Source organism: Roseateles sp. P1_C1_2, assembly GCF_056406535.1.
In genome coordinates this window covers 26,043-45,892 of sequence record NZ_JBFUAB010000002.1, presented here as the reverse complement: position 1 = coordinate 45,892, position 19,850 = coordinate 26,043, and the positions used below count along the sequence as shown (strand labels likewise).

The 19,850-nt window shown below is 69.9% G+C and carries 20 protein-coding genes and 1 tRNA gene; 9 read left to right on the top strand and 12 right to left on the bottom strand.

Annotated features, from left to right (window positions below; translation table 11 throughout):
* Positions 1 to 21 precede the first annotated feature (21 nt).
* The 3 genes from AC1D2H_RS02015 to ispD are packed head-to-tail and all read left to right on the top strand — an operon-like array spanning position 22 to position 2,317.
* A complete protein-coding gene (locus AC1D2H_RS02015; RefSeq protein ID WP_477937690.1) occupies positions 22 to 771 on the top strand; it encodes a class II aldolase/adducin family protein in 750 nt (249 codons plus the stop codon).
* Positions 768 to 1,643 carry an alpha/beta fold hydrolase gene (locus tag AC1D2H_RS02010; protein ID WP_478009685.1) on the top strand — a complete coding sequence of 292 codons (876 nt, stop codon included), beginning with the start codon at positions 768 to 770 and terminating at the stop codon, positions 1,641 to 1,643. The genes AC1D2H_RS02015 and AC1D2H_RS02010 overlap by 4 nt, the downstream gene beginning before the upstream one ends.
* Positions 1,640 to 2,317, top strand: coding sequence for a 2-C-methyl-D-erythritol 4-phosphate cytidylyltransferase (gene ispD / locus AC1D2H_RS02005; RefSeq protein WP_478009684.1), 678 nt, complete (start codon positions 1,640 to 1,642; stop codon positions 2,315 to 2,317). Before AC1D2H_RS02010 ends, ispD begins: the two co-directional genes overlap by 4 nt.
* Here the strand turns inward: ispD and AC1D2H_RS02000 are convergent.
* The 7 genes from AC1D2H_RS02000 to AC1D2H_RS01970 form a co-directional block, all read right to left on the bottom strand.
* The gene (locus tag AC1D2H_RS02000) at positions 2,307 to 5,354 is read right to left on the bottom strand and encodes an MSCRAMM family protein (protein WP_477937684.1); all 3,048 of its coding nucleotides are present in this window, start codon (positions 5,352 to 5,354) and stop codon (positions 2,307 to 2,309) included. The two genes, ispD and AC1D2H_RS02000, sit on opposite strands and share 11 nt — an antisense overlap.
* A gap of 26 nt (positions 5,355 to 5,380) precedes the next feature.
* Complete coding sequence (locus tag AC1D2H_RS01995) at positions 5,381 to 6,217, bottom strand: fimbrial biogenesis chaperone (RefSeq protein WP_478009683.1); 837 nt, start codon at positions 6,215 to 6,217, stop codon at positions 5,381 to 5,383.
* A 68-nt stretch (positions 6,218 to 6,285) separates the two neighbouring features.
* Complete coding sequence (locus AC1D2H_RS01990; protein WP_477937680.1) at positions 6,286 to 6,750, bottom strand: DUF4402 domain-containing protein; 465 nt, start codon at positions 6,748 to 6,750, stop codon at positions 6,286 to 6,288.
* 4 nt (positions 6,751 to 6,754) lie between these two features.
* On the bottom strand, positions 6,755 to 7,201 hold the full coding sequence (locus tag AC1D2H_RS01985; RefSeq protein ID WP_478009682.1) for a hypothetical protein: 447 nt from the start codon (positions 7,199 to 7,201) through the stop codon (positions 6,755 to 6,757).
* Positions 7,202 to 7,221: 20 nt separating this feature from the next.
* Positions 7,222 to 7,791, bottom strand: coding sequence for a DUF4402 domain-containing protein (locus AC1D2H_RS01980; RefSeq protein ID WP_477937676.1), 570 nt, complete (start codon positions 7,789 to 7,791; stop codon positions 7,222 to 7,224).
* 101 nt (positions 7,792 to 7,892) lie between these two features.
* Complete coding sequence (locus tag AC1D2H_RS01975; protein ID WP_478009681.1) at positions 7,893 to 10,088, bottom strand: patatin-like phospholipase family protein; 2,196 nt, start codon at positions 10,086 to 10,088, stop codon at positions 7,893 to 7,895.
* Positions 10,089 to 10,110: 22 nt separating this feature from the next.
* Positions 10,111 to 10,821, bottom strand: a complete 711-nt coding sequence (locus AC1D2H_RS01970; protein ID WP_478009680.1) for a substrate-binding periplasmic protein — start codon at positions 10,819 to 10,821, stop codon at positions 10,111 to 10,113.
* A 66-nt stretch (positions 10,822 to 10,887) separates the two neighbouring features.
* On the opposite strand from AC1D2H_RS01970, the gene ispF reads away from it, so the two are divergent.
* Positions 10,888 to 11,382, top strand: coding sequence for a 2-C-methyl-D-erythritol 2,4-cyclodiphosphate synthase (gene ispF / locus AC1D2H_RS01965; RefSeq protein ID WP_477937049.1), 495 nt, complete (start codon positions 10,888 to 10,890; stop codon positions 11,380 to 11,382).
* A 1-nt stretch (position 11,383) separates the two neighbouring features.
* Here the strand turns inward: ispF and AC1D2H_RS01960 are convergent, their stop codons facing one another.
* The 3 genes from AC1D2H_RS01960 to ompR all read right to left on the bottom strand — a co-directional run bounded on the left by AC1D2H_RS01960 (position 11,384) and on the right by ompR (position 14,315).
* A complete protein-coding gene (locus AC1D2H_RS01960) occupies positions 11,384 to 12,061 on the bottom strand; it encodes a substrate-binding periplasmic protein (protein ID WP_478009679.1) in 678 nt (225 codons plus the stop codon).
* A gap of 82 nt (positions 12,062 to 12,143) precedes the next feature.
* A complete protein-coding gene (locus AC1D2H_RS01955) occupies positions 12,144 to 13,463 on the bottom strand; it encodes an ATP-binding protein (RefSeq protein WP_477937045.1) in 1,320 nt (439 codons plus the stop codon).
* Between the two features lie 117 nt (positions 13,464 to 13,580).
* Positions 13,581 to 14,315 (bottom strand): osmolarity response regulator transcription factor OmpR, encoded by a 735-nt coding sequence (gene ompR / locus AC1D2H_RS01950; RefSeq protein WP_477937043.1) that lies wholly within the window; start codon positions 14,313 to 14,315, stop codon positions 13,581 to 13,583.
* Positions 14,316 to 14,454: 139 nt separating this feature from the next.
* On the opposite strand from ompR, the gene AC1D2H_RS01945 reads away from it, so the two are divergent.
* On the top strand, positions 14,455 to 15,150 hold the full coding sequence (locus tag AC1D2H_RS01945; protein WP_478009678.1) for an SIMPL domain-containing protein: 696 nt from the start codon (positions 14,455 to 14,457) through the stop codon (positions 15,148 to 15,150).
* Here AC1D2H_RS01945 and AC1D2H_RS01940 read toward each other — a convergent pair whose 3' ends face one another.
* Positions 15,151 to 15,921: a 3-hydroxybutyrate dehydrogenase gene (locus AC1D2H_RS01940; protein ID WP_477937039.1), complete on the bottom strand. Its 771-nt coding sequence runs from the start codon at positions 15,919 to 15,921 to the stop codon at positions 15,151 to 15,153.
* Between the two features lie 44 nt (positions 15,922 to 15,965).
* Between AC1D2H_RS01940 and AC1D2H_RS01935 the strand changes: the two genes are divergently transcribed.
* The 3 genes from AC1D2H_RS01935 (at position 15,966) to AC1D2H_RS01925 (ending at position 19,224) form a co-directional block, all read left to right on the top strand.
* On the top strand, positions 15,966 to 16,847 hold the full coding sequence (locus AC1D2H_RS01935; protein ID WP_478009677.1) for an alpha/beta fold hydrolase: 882 nt from the start codon (positions 15,966 to 15,968) through the stop codon (positions 16,845 to 16,847).
* A complete protein-coding gene (locus AC1D2H_RS01930) occupies positions 16,844 to 19,102 on the top strand; it encodes a RelA/SpoT family protein (RefSeq protein ID WP_478009676.1) in 2,259 nt (752 codons plus the stop codon). The genes AC1D2H_RS01935 and AC1D2H_RS01930 overlap by 4 nt, the downstream gene beginning before the upstream one ends.
* 45 nt (positions 19,103 to 19,147) lie before the next feature.
* A tRNA-Val gene (locus AC1D2H_RS01925) sits at positions 19,148 to 19,224 on the top strand.
* Between the two features lie 101 nt (positions 19,225 to 19,325).
* Here AC1D2H_RS01925 and AC1D2H_RS01920 read toward each other — a convergent pair.
* Positions 19,326 to 19,421 carry a hypothetical protein gene (locus AC1D2H_RS01920; RefSeq protein ID WP_477937033.1) on the bottom strand — a complete coding sequence of 32 codons (96 nt, stop codon included), beginning with the start codon at positions 19,419 to 19,421 and terminating at the stop codon, positions 19,326 to 19,328.
* Between the two features lie 146 nt (positions 19,422 to 19,567).
* Here AC1D2H_RS01920 and AC1D2H_RS01915 point away from each other — a divergent pair, with 146 nt between their 5' ends.
* Complete coding sequence (locus AC1D2H_RS01915) at positions 19,568 to 19,813, top strand: ATP-binding protein (RefSeq protein ID WP_477937031.1); 246 nt, start codon at positions 19,568 to 19,570, stop codon at positions 19,811 to 19,813.
* The last annotated feature ends 37 nt before the right edge of the window (positions 19,814 to 19,850 follow it).

Here is a 19,850-nt window from a genome sequence, read left to right as displayed (position 1 = left end):
CCCTTTTCACGAGGAGACACCATGGCCAAGCCTGAGAACTGCGCCCCCGAAGAATGGGCCGTCCGCTGCGACCTGGCGGCGCTGTACCGCCTGGCGGCCCTGCAGGGCTGGGACGACCTGATCTTCACCCACATCTCGGCCCGCGTGCCCGGCCCCGAGCATCACTTCCTCATCAACCCCTACGGGATGATGTTCGAGGAGATCACGGCCAGCAGCCTGGTGAAGGTGGACCAGGCCGGCGAGAAGGTCGCGCCCAGCGACTACAACGTCAACCCGGCCGGCTTCATCATCCACAGCGCCGTGCATGAGGCGCGCGAGGATGCGATGTTCGTCATGCACCTGCACACGGTGGCCGGCGTGGCCGTCAGCACGCAGCGCGAGGGCCTGCTGCCGATCTCGCAGCACAGCCTGTTTCCGCTGGCCTCGCTCAGCTATCACGACTACGAGGGCGTCGCGCTCAACCCCGAGGAGAAGGTCAGGCTCGTCGCCGATCTCGGCCGTGCCTCGCTGATGCTGCTGCGCAATCACGGCCTGCTGACGCTGGGCCATAGCGCGGCCGACACCTTTTTGAAGATGTTCATGCTGCAACGCGCCTGCGAGATCCAGATCGCGGCCCAGGCGGGTGGTGGTGAGCTGATCCGCATCCCGCAGCAGATCCTGGCCGGCATCCGCGCCCAGAGCGACAAGGTCATGCGCGGCTCGGGTGCCGAGCTGGCCTGGCCGGGGCTGCTGCGCCGCCTGGCGCGCCAGAACCCCGGGCACGACGCGTGACGCCCAGCGTCGAGGCCTGGCAGGCGGCGGGCCGGTATTTCCTGTTCAACGGTTACCGCGTCTTCATCCGCACCGATGGCCCGCCCGATGCGCCGGCACTGCTGCTGATCCACGGCTTCCCGACGGCGAGCTGGGACTGGTGCAAGCTCTGGCCGGACCTGGCGCGCAGCCACCGGCTGGTGGCCGCCGACATGCTGGGCCTGGGCTTCTCCGCCAAGCCGCGCGGCCACCGCTACACGGTGGGCGAGCAGGCCGACCTCTTTCTGGCCGCGCTGGCCGAAGCGGGCGTCCAGGAATGCGCGGTGCTCGCCCATGACCTCGGCGACACGGTCGCCCAGGAGCTGATCGCCCGCGCCATCGATGGCCGTCTGCCGGTCAAGCTGCGCGGCGTCATCCTGCTCAATGGCGGCCTCTTCCCCGAAACGCACCGGCCGGTGCTGCTGCAGAAGCTTTTGCTGTCGCCGCTGGGCCCCCTGATCGCGCGACTGTCCAGCCGCGCCAAGCTGGGCGCCAACCTCATCGCCATCGCGGGCGACGTGAAGCCGAGCGAAGAAGAGCTGGACGCGATGTGGGCGCTGATGAGCCGCGACGACGGCCGCCTCGCCTTGCCCGGGCTGATCCGCTACATGGTCGAGCGCCGCGAGCAGCGTGAACGCTGGGTCGGCGCGCTGCAGCACTGCCCGGTGCCGCTGACGGTCATCAACGGCAGCGCCGATCCGATCTCGGGTGCCCACATGATTGCGCGGCTGCGCGAGCTGAAGATTCCGGCCGAAGTCGTCGAGCTGGGCGGCGTGGGGCACTACCCGCAGGTCGAGGCGCCGGCGGCCGTGTTGGCGGCCGTACAACGCGCACTTGAGAAGATGCGGGCATGACACGTTTCTTCGCCCTTGTTCCCGCCGCCGGCATAGGCGAGCGCTCTGGCGCCGGCATCCCCAAGCAATACGTCGACATCGCCGGCCGGCCCATGCTGGCCCACACGCTCGCCGCCCTCGCGGCCGTGCCGCGTGTCGCGCAGACCCTGGTCGTGTTGTCGCCCGAGGACGAACGCTTCGAAGCCGCCTTGCCCGGCTACGGGGGGTGGGTCGCTCGCGTGGGCGGCGCCAGTCGAGCCGAGAGTGTGCTGGGCGGTCTGGCCGAGCTGCGCCGTCGCGGCGCGAGCGACGCCGACTGGGTGCTGGTGCACGACGCCGCCCGCTGCCTGCTGCGCCCTGAATGGGTCGATGCGCTGATCGATGTCTGCTCTGGCGACGACGTCGGCGGCCTGCTGGCCCAGCCCATTGCTGACACGCTGAAGGCCGGCGACGCCGATGGTCGCGTGACGGCCACCATCGACCGCCGCGACAAATGGGCGGCGCAGACGCCGCAGATGTTCCGCCTCGGCCTCGTCGAGAAGGCCTTGACCGCGATGGGTGCGGCCGCCACCGACGAAGCCAGCGCCGTCGAGGCCCTGGGTCTGGCGCCACTGCTGGTGCGTGCGTCGATGGCCAACTTCAAGGTGACGTGGCCGGAGGATTTCGAGCTGGCCGAGCGCTGCCTCAGAGCCTGAGCTCCAGATCCTCACCGCTCAGGAAGTCCCCGTTGGCCGGCACGTCCAGGCCGCGTTCCAGCTTGCCCTTCAGCTTGAGCTTGGCCGCCTGCTCGGGTGCGATGCGCAGGCGCAGCGCGCCAGGCGTGACCTGGTGGAAGAGGTAGTAGCCGTCCGCCGAGCTGGTCGTCGTCGCGACGACCTCGCCCTTGGCGTTGACCAGCTCGACTTGCGCGTCGCCGATGCCGCGCTTCTTGGCACCCGCTTCGACCAGATAGATGGTGCCCTCGACCTCGGAGGTCAGCACGACCGGGAACTCCAGCTGCTCGACGCGGCCGGGTCGGGGCAGCACGCGCACGCCGGGCGTCAGCGGCTTCCACTGCGGGTCTTCCAGCGTGGTGGGGTCCAGCGCGATATCGGCATAGCGGCCGGGTGCCAGGCGGTTCAGCAGCGCGACGCCGCCGGCGTCGGTCAGGCGCGGGTGGCGGCCGCCGCCGTTGAGCAGGAAGCCGGCGTTGGGCACGAAATCCTCGTCGGGGTCGCGGATGCCGTTCATGTTGCGGTCGACGAAGGCCCGGGCCGACACGGCGCCGCTGCCGGCCAGTGGCTGGCCATCCAGCTGCCAGCGGCCGCTGCGCGGGTCGCGGTCCAGCGCGACGAAGAGCTGCATGCCCACGGCCAGCTCGTGCTGGCTGGAGTAGCTGGCGCTCATCGCCAGGCCGAATGTCCCAAGGTTCTTGCTGAAGCCCGCCGCCACCAGCGTCAGGCCCGAGTCCATGCTGCGCAGCAGGCCGGCGTTGAGCAGATAGCCGTCGCCGAGGCTGCGGTCGGCGCTGATGGCGACGGCCTGCAGGCTGGCGCCGGGCTGCAGCCGGTAGTTGAACTGCGCGTTCAGGCCGATGTCGGCGACGCGCCGGCTGATCTGCAGCGTGCCGTCGGTGACGCTGTCATCGCCGTTGCGCTGCCAGCGCAGGCTGTTGGACAGGGCCGTGCCCCACAGCATGCTGGAGGTGCGCAGGCCGAGCTGGACGTTGGCCGGCCCGCGGTCCAGCTTGTTGCGCACGGCGTTGAAATCGATGACGACGCGCGGCAGCCCGCCCAGGCGCACGCCGCCCTGCAGGCGCAGTTCGTCGCGCTGGCGCACGCCGCCGGCCACGTCGGCGAACTGGTCGTTGACGAAATTGCCCTGGCGCTGGGTGTGCAGCAGGTCCAGCGCGAAGCTGCCCAGGCGCGTCTTCATGCCAACCTCGCCCAGGGCGCCGCCGCCGCGCATGCCGACCAGCTGCGAGCTGAGGATCATCGAGTCGAGATAGGCCAGCAGGCCGAGCTGGCCGTAGTCCAGGGCCTCGGTGACGACGCCGGCCACCAGGCGCGGGCGGCGCACCAGGCCGACCTTGCCGGTCAGCTTCTTGCCGATGCCGATGTCGGCCTGGGCCACGCTGCGCACCGAGCCGTCGTCGGCCACCTGCGAGGCCAGCGTGTAGAAGACCTGGCCGGGCTTCACGCTGGCCTGGTCGAGCAGGAAGCTCTGTTTCTCCACGCGCAGCTGGCCCAGCGGGCCGTGGAAGACGAGGCGGAACTCGTTGGGGCCGAAGGACAGCGGCAGGTCGTCGAAGGCGTACTGGCCATCGGCGCGCGAGGACTGGTAGCCCAGCAGCTGGTCGTTGTAGTACAGCGTCACGTCCCAGCCTGGCTGCAGGTCGCCGCGCAGGCTGTGGCGGTCGAAGCTGTTGGGCTGGTCCAGCGGCCGGTTGCTGACCGACACGCCATTGCCCTTGGCGCTGCCCTGCATGACGTTGCGCACACTGGGCAGCGCGAGATTGCCCAGCGCCACGGAGCGCGCCTGCAGGGGCCCGAGCAGGCCGGCGTCAGGATCGTTGCGGGCCAGCGTCAGGCGCAGGTCGGGCCTGGCCTTGTCCTGGGTCTTGAGCACATAGGCCGAGCCCTCCATGCCGAGCAGGTCGCTGGTGATGAAGGCGGTGTAGGCGGCCTTGTACTGGCGCGAGTTGCGGCCGCGGCGCGCGTCGGCGCCGAAGGACTGGTCGATGGACGGCACGTCGATCAGCGCCGGCGTGGACGGCGCATACGGGTAGTTCGGCCGCTCGGCGGGCTGCACGCCGGCCAGGGCCGCGGCCAGGCGCTCGCGCTCCAGCCTCTCCTGCAGCGGCAGCTTCTCGCGCGGCACGACCTTCAGCTTGAGGGTGGTGAGGTCGACCTGCAGCTCCAGCGGCAGCCAGCGCGTCAGCAGCTGGCGTGACACATAGATGTCGTCGCCGACGACGCCGGCCAGGCGCGGCTCGAAGTTCTGCTCCCGGCCGCCCAGGCTGACGAGGGACTCGGCCAGGTTCAGCGCGAAGCCGCGCTCGCCGGGCAGCCGGCCGTCTGCGCTGCCGCGGTCAGGCTTCACCTGGATGGCCAGCATCAGCAGGCGCGACAGCTCGCCCAGCGGCAGCAGGGTCTGGGTGCCGTCCTGGTAGGCGCTGAGGCTGTCGGACACCACCTGGCCGTCCAGCATCACCTCCAGCACGAGGAGGTTGGTCTCGTCGATGCGGCGTGGCCCCGCCGGCCGCGGCGGTGCGGGCGGCTGGGCCACCACGGCGTCGCGGGCGCGCAGGCGCAGCTGCCAGTGCGGCAGGTCGACGGCCAGTTCCAGGTTCAGCCAGCGCGCCAGCAGCTGCGTCGACACATAGATGTCGCCGCCTATGGCCTGGGCCAAGCGCGGCTCGAAGGACTGGCGCCGTTCGCCGATGCGCATGCTGGACTCGACCAGGTCCAGGCAGAAGGGCTCGCCCGAACCCGGCAGCGTGCCGGCGGCGCGGCCCGACACGGTCTGCACGCGGATGTCCAGTCCGAGCAGCCTGGAGATGCTGCCCAGCGGCAGCAGCACCTGGTAGTCGGTCTGGTAGGCGTCGAGCGGTTCGGCGAGGCTGCGGCCGTTGAGCTGTACTTCAAGGCGGCGCAGCGGTGTCGCGGCGTCGTCCGGCGCGGCTTGGGCGAGCAGCAGCGGCGCGGCCAGCAGGGCCGCGGCGATGGCGCGGAGAAGGCGGGGCAGGGCCATGGCGCGCATCGCGCGGGCGCCGGCCGTCAGGGGAGGGCGAGGCTGGTCTCGGCCAGCAGCTTGCCGCCGGATTCGGGACGTTCGCGCAGGGCCAGCTTCAGCGTGCCGGCGGGCAGGGGGTTGCCCGAGGGCAGCTGCAGCGGCAGTTGCACGCGCCGGGCCGCATTGGGCACGTAGACGGCCACGCCGCCGGCGCGCGCCACCTCGAAGGTGACGCCGGCCGTGGTCGTGAAGGTGGCGACCAGGTCGCCATAGACGGAGCGGTTGCCTTCGCGCTTCATCTGGAAGGACAGGGTGCCTGGGCCCGCCGCCGACGCCGGCTGCAAGCCCAGTTCGGACAGCTCGACCTTGGCATGGGTCTCGCCTTGCCTGACGATGACCGGGATGGACGCACCCACCAGGGCCTGGATGACGATGCCGACGTCCTTGCCTTCGCGCCTGGCCACGTCCTCGACGCTGCTGGCGCCCGTCGCCTCGGCCACGCGGTCGAATTGCAGATGGGAGCGGTATTCGCCGCTGGCGAGATCCTCGGGCTTGCGCAGCAGGATGCGCACGATCTGCGAGCCACCGGGCGGGATGGTGACCTGGCGCGGCGAGTAGCGCAGCATGGCATCGGCGAACTGCTCGCCGGGGCCGGGTGCGTCGATGGCGATGAACTCGCCGTTCGGGCCCATGCGGCGGTTGACGAGGTTGATGCGGTAGGTCTCGGGCGTCTTGCCCTGGTTCATCAGTTCGACCTGGGCGGCGCGCTGCTGCTTGTCGAAGACGATGCGCGTGGGGAAGAGCATCAGGTCCGCGAAGGCGGCGTGCGGCAGCAGCAGCCCGAGGGCCGCAAGCAGGAAAAGCTGGGGTGTTGCACGCATGCCGGCATGGTCGCCAGGACTTGAGCGCGGCAAAGCTCGGAAAAGCGCGGCAGTTGCCGTGCAGTTCGTTACTGGTAGTTCACCGTCACGTTGAAGCTGCCGGAATAGCTGCCCGTGGCCTGCAGGTTGCCGACGCTCAGCGTCGCCCCGACGTTGATGGTCTGCGTGCCGCCGCCCGACAGCACGCCAGTGCCCGAGGGGCTGCTGACAAAGCTGTTCAACGCCATGCTGCCGCTGGCACCGTCGGTGAGGAAGGTGGTGCCGTCCGCCGGCAGCGTGATGACGAAGACGGCACTCGGCGTGCCCGTGATCGTGAACTGCGCGGCGCTGGCCGTACCGGCCTGATTGACGAGGATGACGCTGCCCGTCTTCATGCGGGCGCCGCCCGGCGTGACGGTGACCGTGCCGCCACTGCCCGCCGTGAAGGCGCCGAAGGACAGGCCGCCCGTGTTGACCAGGGTCTGGCCCGAGGCCGACACGCTGGCGAGCAGCAGCAGCCAGGGCAGGGCGAGGTGCCAGGCCGGTTGGCGCATGGCCTCAGTTGAAGGCGACGATGATGACGAGCGGGGCCTCGCCATCGCCGCCGTCGCCCGTGGGCGTGGCGGCAGCCACCGACACGGCCGCTGCCGGGCCGCGTGCCAGCAGCGCTGCACCGGTCGTGGGGACGATGTCGACGCCGAAGGCCTGCCGGGACTCCACGGCGGCAGCGATCCAGACGGGCAGGGCGCGCAGGCTGGCCGGTGTGGTGGCGCTGGCGACGCGCGGCACCAGGGCGCCGGTCGCCGGGCCCGCGGGAGCGTCCTGGGCCAGCAGCAGGTCCTGCACGCTGACGGGCACGCCCAGCCAGGCGGTGACCGTCACCGGCACGATGACCGCGGCGCTGGCCTGGGTCGTGGCGCTGGCGCCCACGGCCGGGCCCGCCGGCATCAGGCTGCACAGCAGCGCGGCGGTGGTGCCGAGGGTGGTGTGGCGGGCGGTCGTCATGGCCGCGATGGCGTGCAGCCTCAGTTGTAGGCGACGGTCACCTTGACGACGCCCGTGTAGGTGCCCGCAGCCTGGGCGGCGCCGACGGTCAGCTTGCCGCCGACGAAGATATAGGCCGCGCCGGAGGACAGCGTGCCGGTCGCCGCGTCGGAGGTTTCATCGGTCTTGCCGGTGGCAGTGGCCGCTGCCAACGCCTCGGTGATCCAGTCGACGGCCATCGTGTTGGCGCTGGCATCGGTCAGCACGGTGTCGCTGCCGGTGTAGTCGATGGAGAAGGTGTTGTTGCCGGAACCGGTCACGTCGAAGCGTGCGGCCACGCCGGCGACGCCTGTGGGCAGCGCGGCGGCGCCGGACTTGGTGCGGGTGCCGTCGGTCGCCAGCGTCACGATGCCGTTGCCGGCGACGAGATTGCCGAACACGAGGTCGGCGGCCTTGGTCACCGCGATGGGTTGCAGCACGACGCCCGTGGCGGTGGCGGTGGCGTTGTCGGCGGCCTGCACGGACCGCATGCCGGCGGCGCCCAGCAGCACCAGGGCGCTCAGCGCGAGCAGGCCCTGAAGCCGTGTGATTCGATGCAACGATGTCGTCATGGGATGCTCCTCGGCTCCTGGAATGTGCCGACCTGCGAATGCTGCAGGCCCGTTCAACAGGCTTATCGGCAGATGAGAGCGGGGCTTGACTGCCATTTTCTCTACCAGCTCGGTCCGAGCAGCAAATAGGCGGCCGTCTCGCCACCGCGCGTCGCGCCGAGCGCCAGGTAGAAAGGCCCGAAGCGCGTGTCCACGCTGAGGAAGCCGCTGACGGCCTGCTTCCAGCCGCTGCTGGGCAGGTTGGACAGCTTGAGCCCCGAGCCGGCGCCGATGGCACCCGTCTCCAGCGAGAAGCCGATGCGCACGGCACCGCCCAGGCCCACCGGCATCTCGCCGATGCGCCGCGCCATGACGAGGCGCAGCAGGGTCATGTTCTCGCCCACCAGCGACGCATCGGGCGTGCCGGACAGGCGCAGATAGCCGCCCAGTGAGCGTGCCTGGCCGCGCTCCGCATGCGCCGCCTCGCCATAGAGCTGGCCGGCCCACTCGCCCAGGCGGAAGGCCGACAGGCCGATCAGCGAGGCGTTGATGACGCTGTCCTCGCCGCGCGGGTGCAGCCATTCGATGCGCGCCGTCGTCCACTGGCCGCGGCTGGGGAAGGCCAGGGAGTCCAGCGTGTCGGTGTGCAGTTCCAGGTATTGCTGGGCATAGGTCTGCGAGCGCCGGCCGCCTTCGGGCAGCACCGGGATGATGACTTCATCGGAGGCGCGCAGCTTGCCTATGCCCAGCCGCAAATCACCCAGGCCGGCGATGCGGTGGCCGAGTTCGAGCTGGCCGCTGGCCAGGCTGCTGGACAGGCGCAAGGCGCGCTGGCCCTGGTTGAAGACATCGTTGCTGCCGGCCTCGAAGCCGACCTTAGCGGCCGCGAACCAGCGTGAGCCCGGGCCCAGCGGCTGATAGAACTCGGTGTTGAGCCCGCGGGTGGAGCCGATGCGGGCCACGGTGCGCAGTTCGGCGCCCCAGCGGTTGAGCCAGTCGGCCACGTGCATGCCGACGAGGGAGTAGCGGTTGGCGTCGGCGAAGTTGCTGTAGAGCTCCAGGCCGAAGCGCACGCGGCTGGCGGCCCAGTCGGCCTCGGTGAGCTTGAGCTCGACGAAGCGCCGCCCCTCGCGGTCGTCGATCTCGGTCTCGATGCGCTCGAAGTCGCCGGTGCCGTCCAGGCGCTCGACGGCGCGGGTCAGCTCCGCGCGGCCGACCCGCTCGCCGGGCTGCAGGGCCAGCTCGGCGCGCAGGGCTTCGGCATTGACGCGCTGGGTGCCACTGATCTTCAGCTCGGCCAGGGGCAGGGTGGGCAGGGCGGATTCGGGCGTGCCCAGGCGACGCGCCTGCAGCGCGGCCTGGGCGGCGGGCGCGGCCAGCGCCGCTAGGCGCTCGCCGGCCGCCAGGGCTGCGCGCCGGCCGGTGGCCATGGCCTCGTCGGCGCGGTAGAAGTCCATGAAGCCCATGCCGGCCAGGTCGGGGTCGATGACGATGTCACTGGCCGTGAGTTCGCGCAGCGAGCGCTGCACGTTCTGCTCGGTCAGGATCTGCAGCATCTGGTTGGCCACCATGACGGCGCTGGTGATCTCGCGCTCCTCCAGCAGCGGCGTGCCGACGTTCACCGCGATGACGATGTCGGCACCCAGGGCGCGCGCCAAGTCGACGGGCAGGTTGCGCACCAGGCCGCCATCCACCAGCGGCCGGCCGTTGACGCGCAGCGGTGCGAACACGCCCGGCACGGCCATGGAGGCGCGCAGGGCCTCGAACAGCGGCGTGTCGGCCTGGTCCAGCATGGCGCCGGAAAGCAGGTCGGTGGCGACGGCGCGAAAAGGGATGGGCAGCTTGCGCAGCGGGTCGTCGGTGCGCGTGGCCGGCAGCAGGGAGGACAGCGTCGCCTCCAGCTGGCCATTGGCGGCAGCGCCACCGGGCAGCATGGCGCCACGTTGCGGCGTGAAGCCGAACTCGATGCGCGAGGGCAGGCGCTCGTCATCCTCGCGGCGGCGGATGGACAGGCGTTCCCGCGCCGGCCGGTCGGCCAGGATGGCGTTCCAGTTCGCGCCCTTCACCAGGGTTTCGAGTTCGTCCAGGCTGCGGCCCGAGGCATACGCCCCGCCGACGACGGCGCCCATGCTGGTGCCGACGATGAGGTCCACCGGCACCTGCATCTCTTCCAGCACGCGCAGCACGCCGATATGGGCCAGGCCGCGGGCGCCGCCGCCGGACAGGACGAGGCCGATCTTGGGGCGCTGGGCGGCAGGAGGTTCGGCGGCCAGCACGGAGCCGGCGATCAGGCAGCAGAGGAGGAGCAGGCGTTTCATGGCGGCCCGCACCATAGCAGCGTCAGCGCAGGCCGAACTCCGCCAGCTCGCCCTGGCGGCGCAGTTTCTGGATGGCCTGGCGCAGCTTGTCGACCGGCTCCAGCGGCGTGGCCAGGTGGCAGGCCACATAGGCGTCCACGCGGCGCAGCGTCAGGTGGTTCTCGACCGGCGCACCGCCCTCGGCGCGGATCACGGGTTCGGCGGCGAGTTCGTGGGCGACCCAGAAGTCCACGCGCCGCGCCTGCAACATGCGCAGGGCCGACACCGAATTGTTGGTCTCCTGGGCCGGGATGCCTTGTTCGCGCAGCCAGGTGGCGGCGGCGGATTCGCGCTGCACGACGACACCGTGGCCGCGCAGGTCCAGCGGGCCTTGCAGGGCCTGGGTTTCGTTGGCGCGCGCGTAGACGACCAGGGCGCCACTGGCCAGCGGGCCGGCCCAATGGAAGGCTGCCTCGCGCTCGGGCGTGCGGGTCAGCCCCACCGCGCAGCTGCCGGGCGTTGAGCCGGCGGTCGCCAGCGCACGCGGGATCGGCATGGCCAGGATGCCCAGCTGCAGGCCGCTGGCCCGGCCCAGCTTGGCGAGCAGCTCGGCGCCCGGTCCGCTGACCGTGCCGTCAGCAGCGACGTCGAACAGGCCGGGGTTGGGAAAGACCAGCAGCTGAAGCTGCTGTGCCTGGGCCGAGCCAAAGAGCAGCGCCAGCAGCACCGGCAGCAGACGTGAACCGAATCTCATTCCCCTCCCTGAAGTCGCGCGCAGCGTATCTCGTGGCCGCGCGCCTGTCTCCCCGACAATGCCCTCATGAACGCCTTGACCTCCCTGCGCATCGGCGAGGGCTGGGATACCCACCAGCTCGTCACCGGCCGCCCTCTCATCCTCGGCGGCATCACCATCCCGCACACGCATGGCCTGCTCGGCCATTCCGACGCCGACGCGCTCGCCCATGCGATGACCGATGCGCTGCTCGGTGCTGCGGCACTGGGTGATATCGGCAAGTTGTTTCCCGACACGGCCGCCGAGTTCAAGGGCGCGGATTCGATGGTGCTGCTGGCCGAGGCCTACCGCCGCGTGCGCGAGGCGGGCTGGCAGCTCGTCAACGTGGACACGACCATCGTCGCCCAGGCGCCCAAGATGGCCCCTCACATCCCGGCGATGCGCGCGCGGCTCGCCGAAGTGCTGGGCGTGGACGTCGGCCAGGTCAACGTGAAGGCCAAGACAGCCGAGAAGATGGGGCCGGTGGGTGAAGGGCGCGCGATCGAGGCGCGGGCCGTCTGCCTCCTGGCCGCGTCAGCCTGAATCAGCGCAGGCCGAATTCGGCCAGTTCGCCCGTGCGGCGCAGCTGGGCGATGGCGAGATCCAATGCACCGATCGCGGCGGGGTCGCTGGCGGGGTGGCAGGCAAAGTAGAGATCGATGCGGCCGAAGCTGTGCAGCACGCGAGGCGCCATACCGCCGCCGGCCCGGATGACGAAATGCCCGGCGACCTCATTGGCCAGCCAGTAGTCCACGCGCCGGGCCTGCAGCATGCGCAGCGCGGTGCTGTTGTCCTTGACCTCTTCGGCCGCCAGGCCTTGTTCCTTGAGCCAGGCCGCGGGTGCCGAGTCGCGCAGCACGACGAGGCTGCGGCCGCGCAGGTCCTGTGGGCCGTCGACATGCCGTGTCTCGTCACCGCGACCGTAGATCGCCATCGCGCCGCGTGCCCAGGGCCCTGCCCACAGGTAGCGTGCCTCGCGCTCCGGCGTGCGCGCCAGGGCAACGACGCAGTGGCCAGGCTTCTGCTCGGCGAGCAGCATGGCGCGGCTGATGGGCAGGACCTGCTGGCGCAGCGTGACGCCGCTGAGCGCCTGCATGCGCTCCAGCATGGCGCCTCCCGGGCCGCCTGGTCCTTCGCCCGGCGATGCCTCGAACACGCCGGCATTCGCGTAGACCAGGATGTCCAGGGTTTCTGCGCCCGCGAGGGGCGGCAGCAGGAACAACAGCAGGAGCCACGCGAATCGGCGAGGTGGGCGCATGGCGACAGCCGGTGGAGTCCTGGCGGTGGAGGTGCCCCAGGTTAGCTCAGGCCGCCTGCAACTTCAGCACGGTGATCAGGCCGCCGCCCTGCGCATTGCTGATGGACAGCGTGCCGCCCAGGCGCTGCACCGACTTCTCGACGATGGCCAGGCCCAGGCCGGCGCCGCTGGCCGCCGTGCGCGCGGCATCGCCGCGGTAGAAGGGCACGGTGAGGCGCTGCAGGCGGTCGGGCGGCACGCCGGGGCCATGGTCGCGCACGCGCACCTCGACCCAGGAGCCTTGACGGGTCGCGCTCACGTCCACACGCGCGGGCTCGCCTTCCGCATGGCCGTAGCGGCGTGCGTTCTCGAACAGATTGAGCAGCACGCGGCCGAGCTCGGTGTCGTCGACGAAGACCTTGAGGGCTTCGCTGACCTGCACGCGGAAGCGGATCTGGTCGGGGTCGCGGAAGCCCTGCACCTCGCGCTCGACGATTTCGGTGAGGCGGGCCTCGCGCAACTGCGTCTCGTTGGGCCGCGCGTAGTCCATGAACTTGCTGATGATGGCGTCGAGCTGGTCGATGTCCTGCGCCATGAAGTGACGCGCCTGCTCGTCATTGACGCTCATCTCCGTCTCCAGACGCAGGCGCGCCAGCGGCGTGCGCAGGTCGTGGGAGATGCCGGCCAGCATGACGGCGCGGTCTTCCTCCAGCTTGGCCAGCTCTCGGGCCATGCGGTTGAAGCCCATGTTGACCTCGCGGATCTCGCTGGTCATCGTCGTCTCGTCCAGGCGCGAGTCGTACTCGCCTTCGCGGATGCGGCCAGCCGCCTCGGCCAGCTCACGCAACGGTTGGTTGATGAGGCGGGCGATCAGCGCCGAGCCGACGACGGTGGCCAGCAGCGCGATGACCACCCACCACCAGTTGCTGGTCAGCGAGATGGACAGCGGCGTGCCGCTGGTGCGCAGCCAGAAGGCGTCCTCGCCGACGACATAGCGCACCCACAGGCCCGAGACGTCGTTGACGCTGCGGGCGATGACGGTGTCGGGGCCCAGCGTGCTGCGCAGCTCGGCGGCGAGCTGCTTGGCGAAGGGGCTGGTGTCATAGGGCAGCCAACGGTCGCTGGTCTCGGCCACGCGCACCTGCACCGTGTCGCCGCGCGACATCGAGCTGATGACGGCGACGCGGTTGATGGGGTCGGTGTGCTCCAGCGCGATGCGGCTGAGCTTGACGAGGCCGGCCAGTTGCTCGGCCGACTCCAGCGCCCGCGGCTGCGCCTCCAGCAGCTTGAAGGTGTACTGCCAGGCCAGCACCGCGCCGGCCAGCAGCAGGGCCAGCCAGGCGAAGGTGCGCCAGAAGAGATTGAGCGCGAGGTGAGGGCGGGCCATGCCTTCTAGTCGGTTGGGGACAGAACTACTCGCTGGTGCTCGGGCGGTCCGTCCCGCTAATAAGGAAACCGGTGGGGGACAGAGCCGCTGCGCTCAGGCGACCCGTCCCCAGGATCATCAGCTATTTTCGTCAGGCACAAAGACGTAGCCGACACCCCAAACGGTCTGGATATAGCGCGGCTGGGCCGGGTCGGCTTCCAGCATCTTGCGCAGGCGCGAGATCTGCACATCCAGGCTGCGGTCGAAGGGCTCGAACTCGCGGCCGCGGGCCAGCTGGGCGAGCTTGTCGCGCGACAGCGGCTGGCGCGGGTGGCGCACCAGGGTCTTGAGCATGGAAAACTCGCCGGTCGTCAGCGGCAGCTGCTCGCCGTTCTTGGTCAGGCGGCGCAGGGCGAGGTCGAACTCGAAGGGCCCGAAGCTGACCGTCATCGGCTCCTTGGACGGCGCGCCCGGGGCTTCCGGCGGCGGGCGGCGGCGCAGCACGGCGTTGATGCGGGCCAGCAGTTCGCGCGGGTTGAAGGGCTTGGCGAGGTAGTCGTCGGCACCCACTTCGAGGCCGACGATGCGGTCAACGTCCTCGACCTTGGCCGTCAGCATGATGATGGGCGTCTGGTCGTTGGCGGCGCGCAGGCGGCGGCAGATGGTCAGGCCGTCTTCGCCGGGCAGCATCAGGTCCAGCACGATGAGGTCGACGGTCTCGCGGGTCAGCTGCTTGTTCAGCGCGCGGCTGTCTTCGGCCAGCAGCACTTCAAAGCCTTCCTGGGTCAGGTAGCGGCGCAGGAGATCGCGGATGCGGGCGTCGTCGTCGACGACAAGGATACGGTTGGGGCGGGGTGTCGCGCTGCTGTTCATCGCGGTTCCTGAATTTGTAACAGCGACATTGTGAGCAGGTTTTGAAACCCCGCTTTGTAGGACATCACGCAGCAGTTACAGCTCGTTGCCAAGTGGCCGGGGTAATCTGGGCTTTCCCTCCTTGCAAAGAGAGTTCCCCATGCGCGAAGTCCTGGTTCTTTCCACTTTGGCCCTGGCGCTGTCGGCCCATGCGGCCGCTGACGGGCCGCCGCGCGAGCGCCTGAGCCTGACCGCCAGCGCGAGTGCCGACGTGACGCGCGATGTGCTGGGCATCAGCTTCTCGACCACGCGCGAGGGGCCCGATGCGGCGACCGTGCAGACCGCGCTGAAGCAGGCCCTGGACGCCGCGCTGGCCGAGGCGCGCAAGGTCGCCAAGCCGGGCCAGGTGGACGTGCAGACCGGCGGTTTCTCCCTCTATCCACGCAACGACCCCAAGACCGGCAAGATCAATGGCTGGCAGGGCAGTGCCGAGCTGCTGGTGGAGGGGCGCGACAGTGCCGCCATCGCCCAGCTGGCCGGCCGCATCAGCACGCTGAGCATCGCCCGCGTCGGCTACAGCCTGTCGCGCGAGGCGCGCGAGAAGGTCGAAGGCGACATCACGGCCCAGGCCATCGCGCGCTACCGCGCCAAGGCGGCGGACTATGCGCGCCAGTTCGGCTACGGCGGCTATGTGGTGGGTGAGGTCAGCGTCAACAGCGACGAGGCCGCGCCGCGGCCCATGATGATGAAGGCCATGCGCATGAGCGTGGCCGGCTCTGACGAGGCCCTGCCGACCGAAGCCGGCAAGGCGACCGTGACGGTCAACGTCAGCGGCTCGGTGCAACTCACCAAATAGTCAAACTGCCGTCCAGCCGCCGTCCATGGCCCAGGCCTGGCCGCGCACGTTGATGGCGGCGTCCGAGCACAGGAAGACGGTCAGGGCGCCGAGTTCCTCCGGCGTCGTGAACTGCAGCGAGGGCTGCTTCTCGGCCAGCAGGCGGCGCTTGGCCTCCTCGTTGTCCACGCCGTCCTTGGCGGCCAGCGCATCGACCTGCTTCTGCACCAGCGGCGTCAGCACCCAGCCGGGGCAGACGGCGTTGACGGTGACGGGCGTCGTCGCCGTCTCCAGCGCGATGCTCTTGGTGAAGCCGACGAGGCCGTGCTTGGCCGCCACATAGGCCGACTTCTGCGCCGACGCCACCAGGCCGTGGGCGGACGCGATGTTGACGATGCGGCCCCAGTTCTTCTTCAGCATGCCGGGCAGGGCCAGGCGCGTCGTGTGGAAGGCCGAGGTGAGGTTGATGGCGATGATGGCGTCCCACTTCTCGACCGGGAAATCCTGCACCGGCGCCACATGCTGGATGCCGGCGTTGTTGACGAGGATGTCGATGCCGCCGAACTCGGCGTCGGCATAGGCCACCATGGCGGCGATGTCGTCGGGCTTGCTCATGTCGGCGCCGTGGTAGCCCACCTTGACGCCCAGCGCCGCCACTTCGGCCTTGGGGCCTGCCACGTCGCCGAAGCCGTTCAGGATCAGATTGGCGCCCTGCCGGGCCAGCGCCAGGGCGATACCGAGGCCGATGCCGCTGGTGGAGCCCGTGACGAGGGCGGTCTTGCCTTTCAACATGGAGGGTCCTTCTTGGTTGCTAGGATGACTCAAAGGATTGCATCATGACCCAGCCCCGACTGCGCTTCGTCAATTGCCTGGACAGTACCGGCCTGCACCGCATGGCTTATTGGGAGTGGGCCGGCCCGAGCGTCGACGCGCCGGTGCTGGTCTGCGTGCACGGCCTGTCGCGCCAGGGGCGGGACTTCGACGCGCTGGCCCGTGTGATGAGCGAGCGCTACCGCGTCATCTGCCCCGATGTCGTCGGCCGTGGCCGTTCGGACTGGCTGCGCCAGCCGGCGGGCTATCAGATTCCGAGCTATGTCTCCGACATGGTGGCGCTGCTGGCGCGGCTGGACGCCGATCAGGTCGACTGGGTCGGCACGTCCATGGGCGGGCTGATCGGCCTGGGCCTGGCCTCGCTGCCGCGACCCGATGGCGTGGCCAGCCCCATCCGCCGCCTGGTGCTCAACGACGTGGGTCCGGCCATCCGCATCGAGGCCTTGCAGCGCATCGGCAGCTATCTGGGCAAGGCGAGCCGCTTCAAATCGCTGGAAGAGGGCGCGGCCTATCTGCGCAGCATCTCCGAGGGCTTCGGCCCTCACACCGACGAGGAGTGGCTGGGTCTGTCCGAGCCGCTGTTCCGCCAGGAAGGCAGCGAATGGAGGTCGCACTACGACCCGGCCATCGCCTTGCCCTTCTCGGCGGTGACACCTGAACTGGTCGCCGCCGGCGAAGCCGCGCTCTGGGCGGCCTATGACCAGCTGTGCTGCCCGACGCTGCTGATCCGCGGCGCCGATTCCGACCTGCTCAGCGCCGAGACGGCGCGCGCCATGACGCAGCGCGGGCCCAGCGCCCGTCTTGTCGAGCTGCCCGGCATCGGCCACGCGCCGACGCTGATCCACGCCGACCAGATCGCCATCGTGAGAGATTTCCTGAGTTCATGAAGACTGGCTTGATGCCCGAGGGCGCCGCGACGGCGCCCATCGTCGCGCTGCTGGATGCGGGCGCCGAACATTCCAATGCCGAGGTCGTGCGCGCCCGCGCCTTTGCCGAGCCTCTGCTGGCCGCCGAGCTGCTCGATACCGGCGAGAACGCGCTGTCCCACGCCGACGGCGTGGCCGCCATCCTGCATGCGGTGGGCAGCGCGCGGGAGCTGCAGGCCGCGGCCTATCTGGTCTACGCGGCCGATTTCCTGAGCAAGCCCGAGGAGGTCGTCACCAAGGCCTTTGGCGACAGCTATGTCAGCCTGGTCACGCACACGCGCCGCCTTGTGCAGTTGCAGCGCGCCACGCGCGACGCCAAGGTGTCGAGCGACAAGAAGTCGGAGCAGCGCGCTGAGCAGACCGAGCGTGTGCGCAAGATGCTGCTGGCCTTCTCGAAGGACCTGCGCGTCGTGCTGCTGCGCCTGGCCTCGCGGCTGCAGACGCTGCGCTGGTATGCCGCCAGCAAGACGCCTTGCCCGCAGGAGCTGGCGGCCGAGTCGCAGTCCGTGTTCGCGCCGCTGGCCAACCGCCTGGGCATCTGGCAGATCAAGTGGGAGCTGGAGGACCTGGCGTTTCGCTTTCGCGAGCCCGAGGCCTACAAGGCCCTGGCCAGGGGGCTGCACGAGACCCGCGTGGAGCGCGAGCAGCGCGTCGAGGCTGCGCGTGCGGCCCTGCAGGCCGACCTCTACGGCCAGGGCCTCGCCGCCGAGGTGCAGGGCCGCCCCAAGCATCTCTACAGCATCCACAAGAAGATGCAGGGCAAGGACTTGTCCCTGGACCGCGTCTTCGACCTGCGCGCGCTGCGCGTCATCGTCGCCAGCGTGGCGGACTGCTATGCGGCCCTGGCGCGGCTGCACGAGGCCTTCACGCCGGTGCCGGGCGAGTTCGACGACTACATCGCCAAGCCCAAGCCCAATGGCTACCAGTCGCTGCACACCGTCGTGCTGGGGCCTGATGGCCGCGCGATGGAGGTTCAGATCCGCACGCGCGAGATGCACGAGCACGCCGAGCATGGCGTGGCCGCGCATTGGGCCTACAAGGAAGCCGGTGCGCGCGGCTACGCCGGGGTCAGCGCAGCCGGGGAGTTCGAGGAGCAGGTGGCCCGGGCCCGCAAGGCCGTGCTGAACCAGCTGCTGGCCTGGGAGCGCGATACCCTGGAAGGCGCCGAAGGTGGCCCGGCTTTCGATGACCGCATCTATGTCTTCACGCCCCAGGCGACCGTCGTCGAGCTGACGGCGGGCGCGACGCCGGTGGACTTCGCCTACACGGTGCACACCGACCTCGGCCACCGCTGCCGCGGTGCGCGCATCGATGGCCAGATGCTGCCGCTGAACACACCGCTGCACAGTGGCCAGACGGTCGAGATCATCGCGACCAAGGAAGGCGGCCCCTCGCTGGATTGGCTCAACCCCGAGCTGGGCTATCTGCAGAGCCAGCGCTCGCGCGCCAAGGTGCGCGCCTGGTTCAACGCGCTGCAACAGACCCAGACCATCGCCAAGGGCCGCGAACTGGTCGAGAAGCTGCTGCAGCGCGAGGGCAAGACGGCGCTCAAGCTCGACGAGCTGGCCGCGCGCCTGGGCTTCAAGGGCGCCGATGCGCTGTTCGAAGTCGTCGGCAAGGACGAGTACTCGCTGCGCAATATCGAACTGCTGCTGCGCCCGCCCGAGCCGGTCCCCGACGAGGACGAACTGCTGGCGCAGCGGCATACGCGCAGCGCCAGCGGCAACCGGGGCGGCGTGCTGGTGGTGGGCATCGACTCACTGCTGACGACGCTGTCGCGCTGCTGCCGGCCCGCGCCGCCCGACGCCATCTCCGGCTTCGTCACGCGCGGCAAGGGCGTGGCCATCCACCGTACCGATTGCAGCAACCTCGCCGAGATGCAGCGGCGCTCACCGGAGCGTGTCATTGCGGTGGAGTGGGGCGGCGGTGACGCGGCAGCCAAGGGCGCACCGGTCTATCCGGTCGATGTGCTCGTCGAAGCCGGCGACCGCCAGGGCCTGCTGCGTGACGTGCTGGAAGTGTTTGCGAAGGAGAAGATGAACGTCGTCGCCGTGAACACGCAGTCGATGAAGCCCGGCGCGGCCAAGCCGCGAGCGGGTGGCGGCGATACCGCCTGGATGAGCTTCACGCTGGAGCTGTCCGATGCGTCCAGGCTGGCCAAGGTGCTGCGCGACCTCTGCGCCATCCCGGGCGTCCGCTCGGCGCGCCGCAAGTGAGCCTGGACTGGGCTCAAAAATCCATGCTATAGTGCGCAGCTCTTTAGGCGCGTAGCTCAGTTGGTTAGAGCACCACCTTGACATGGTGGGGGTCGTTGGTTCGAATCCAATCGCGCCTACCAGATTTAAAGATCGATCCTGTGGATCGGTCTATCGGTAGGTTGAGAATGCCTCAGATCTTCACGGGTCTGAGGCATTTTTCATTCTGGGTCAAAGACCTGCTTCAACGATCTGCTGGGGCGCCACCGCCCCCCAGCGCCGGACGCGGCTGAACTTGACCCGGGTTGAGCGCCAAGACCTCGGATACGGCGTCAACCACGAGGCCGACAGTGCGGCCGGCGATGTTGACGACGACCGTCTGCGCGTCGAGTGCTTGGGCAATGCCCAGTATGAGATCGTGATGAGCGTCGCGGATCGAGGGCCCGGCATTCCACCGACCGAGCTCGATCGATCTTCGAGGCCTTCGTGCAGTCGAGCCATACCAAGGACGGGTCGGGCGGCACGGGGCTGGGACTGGCGATCTCCCGCAAGATCGTCGAGATCCATGGCGGCCGCATCACGGCTGAGAACCGCCCTGGCGGCGGGGCCACGTTCAGCATCTTCCTGCCGCAGCGGACCACGGTGACTCGCAGTTGCACACGACCTACTGAGTGCCGGCACTATGGCTTTCCGAAGGCTTGCCGCCGGACTTTGCCGGTGAAGGATCGGTGACAGAATGCTGCGTCGCCATAACTTCCCAGCTGCGCCG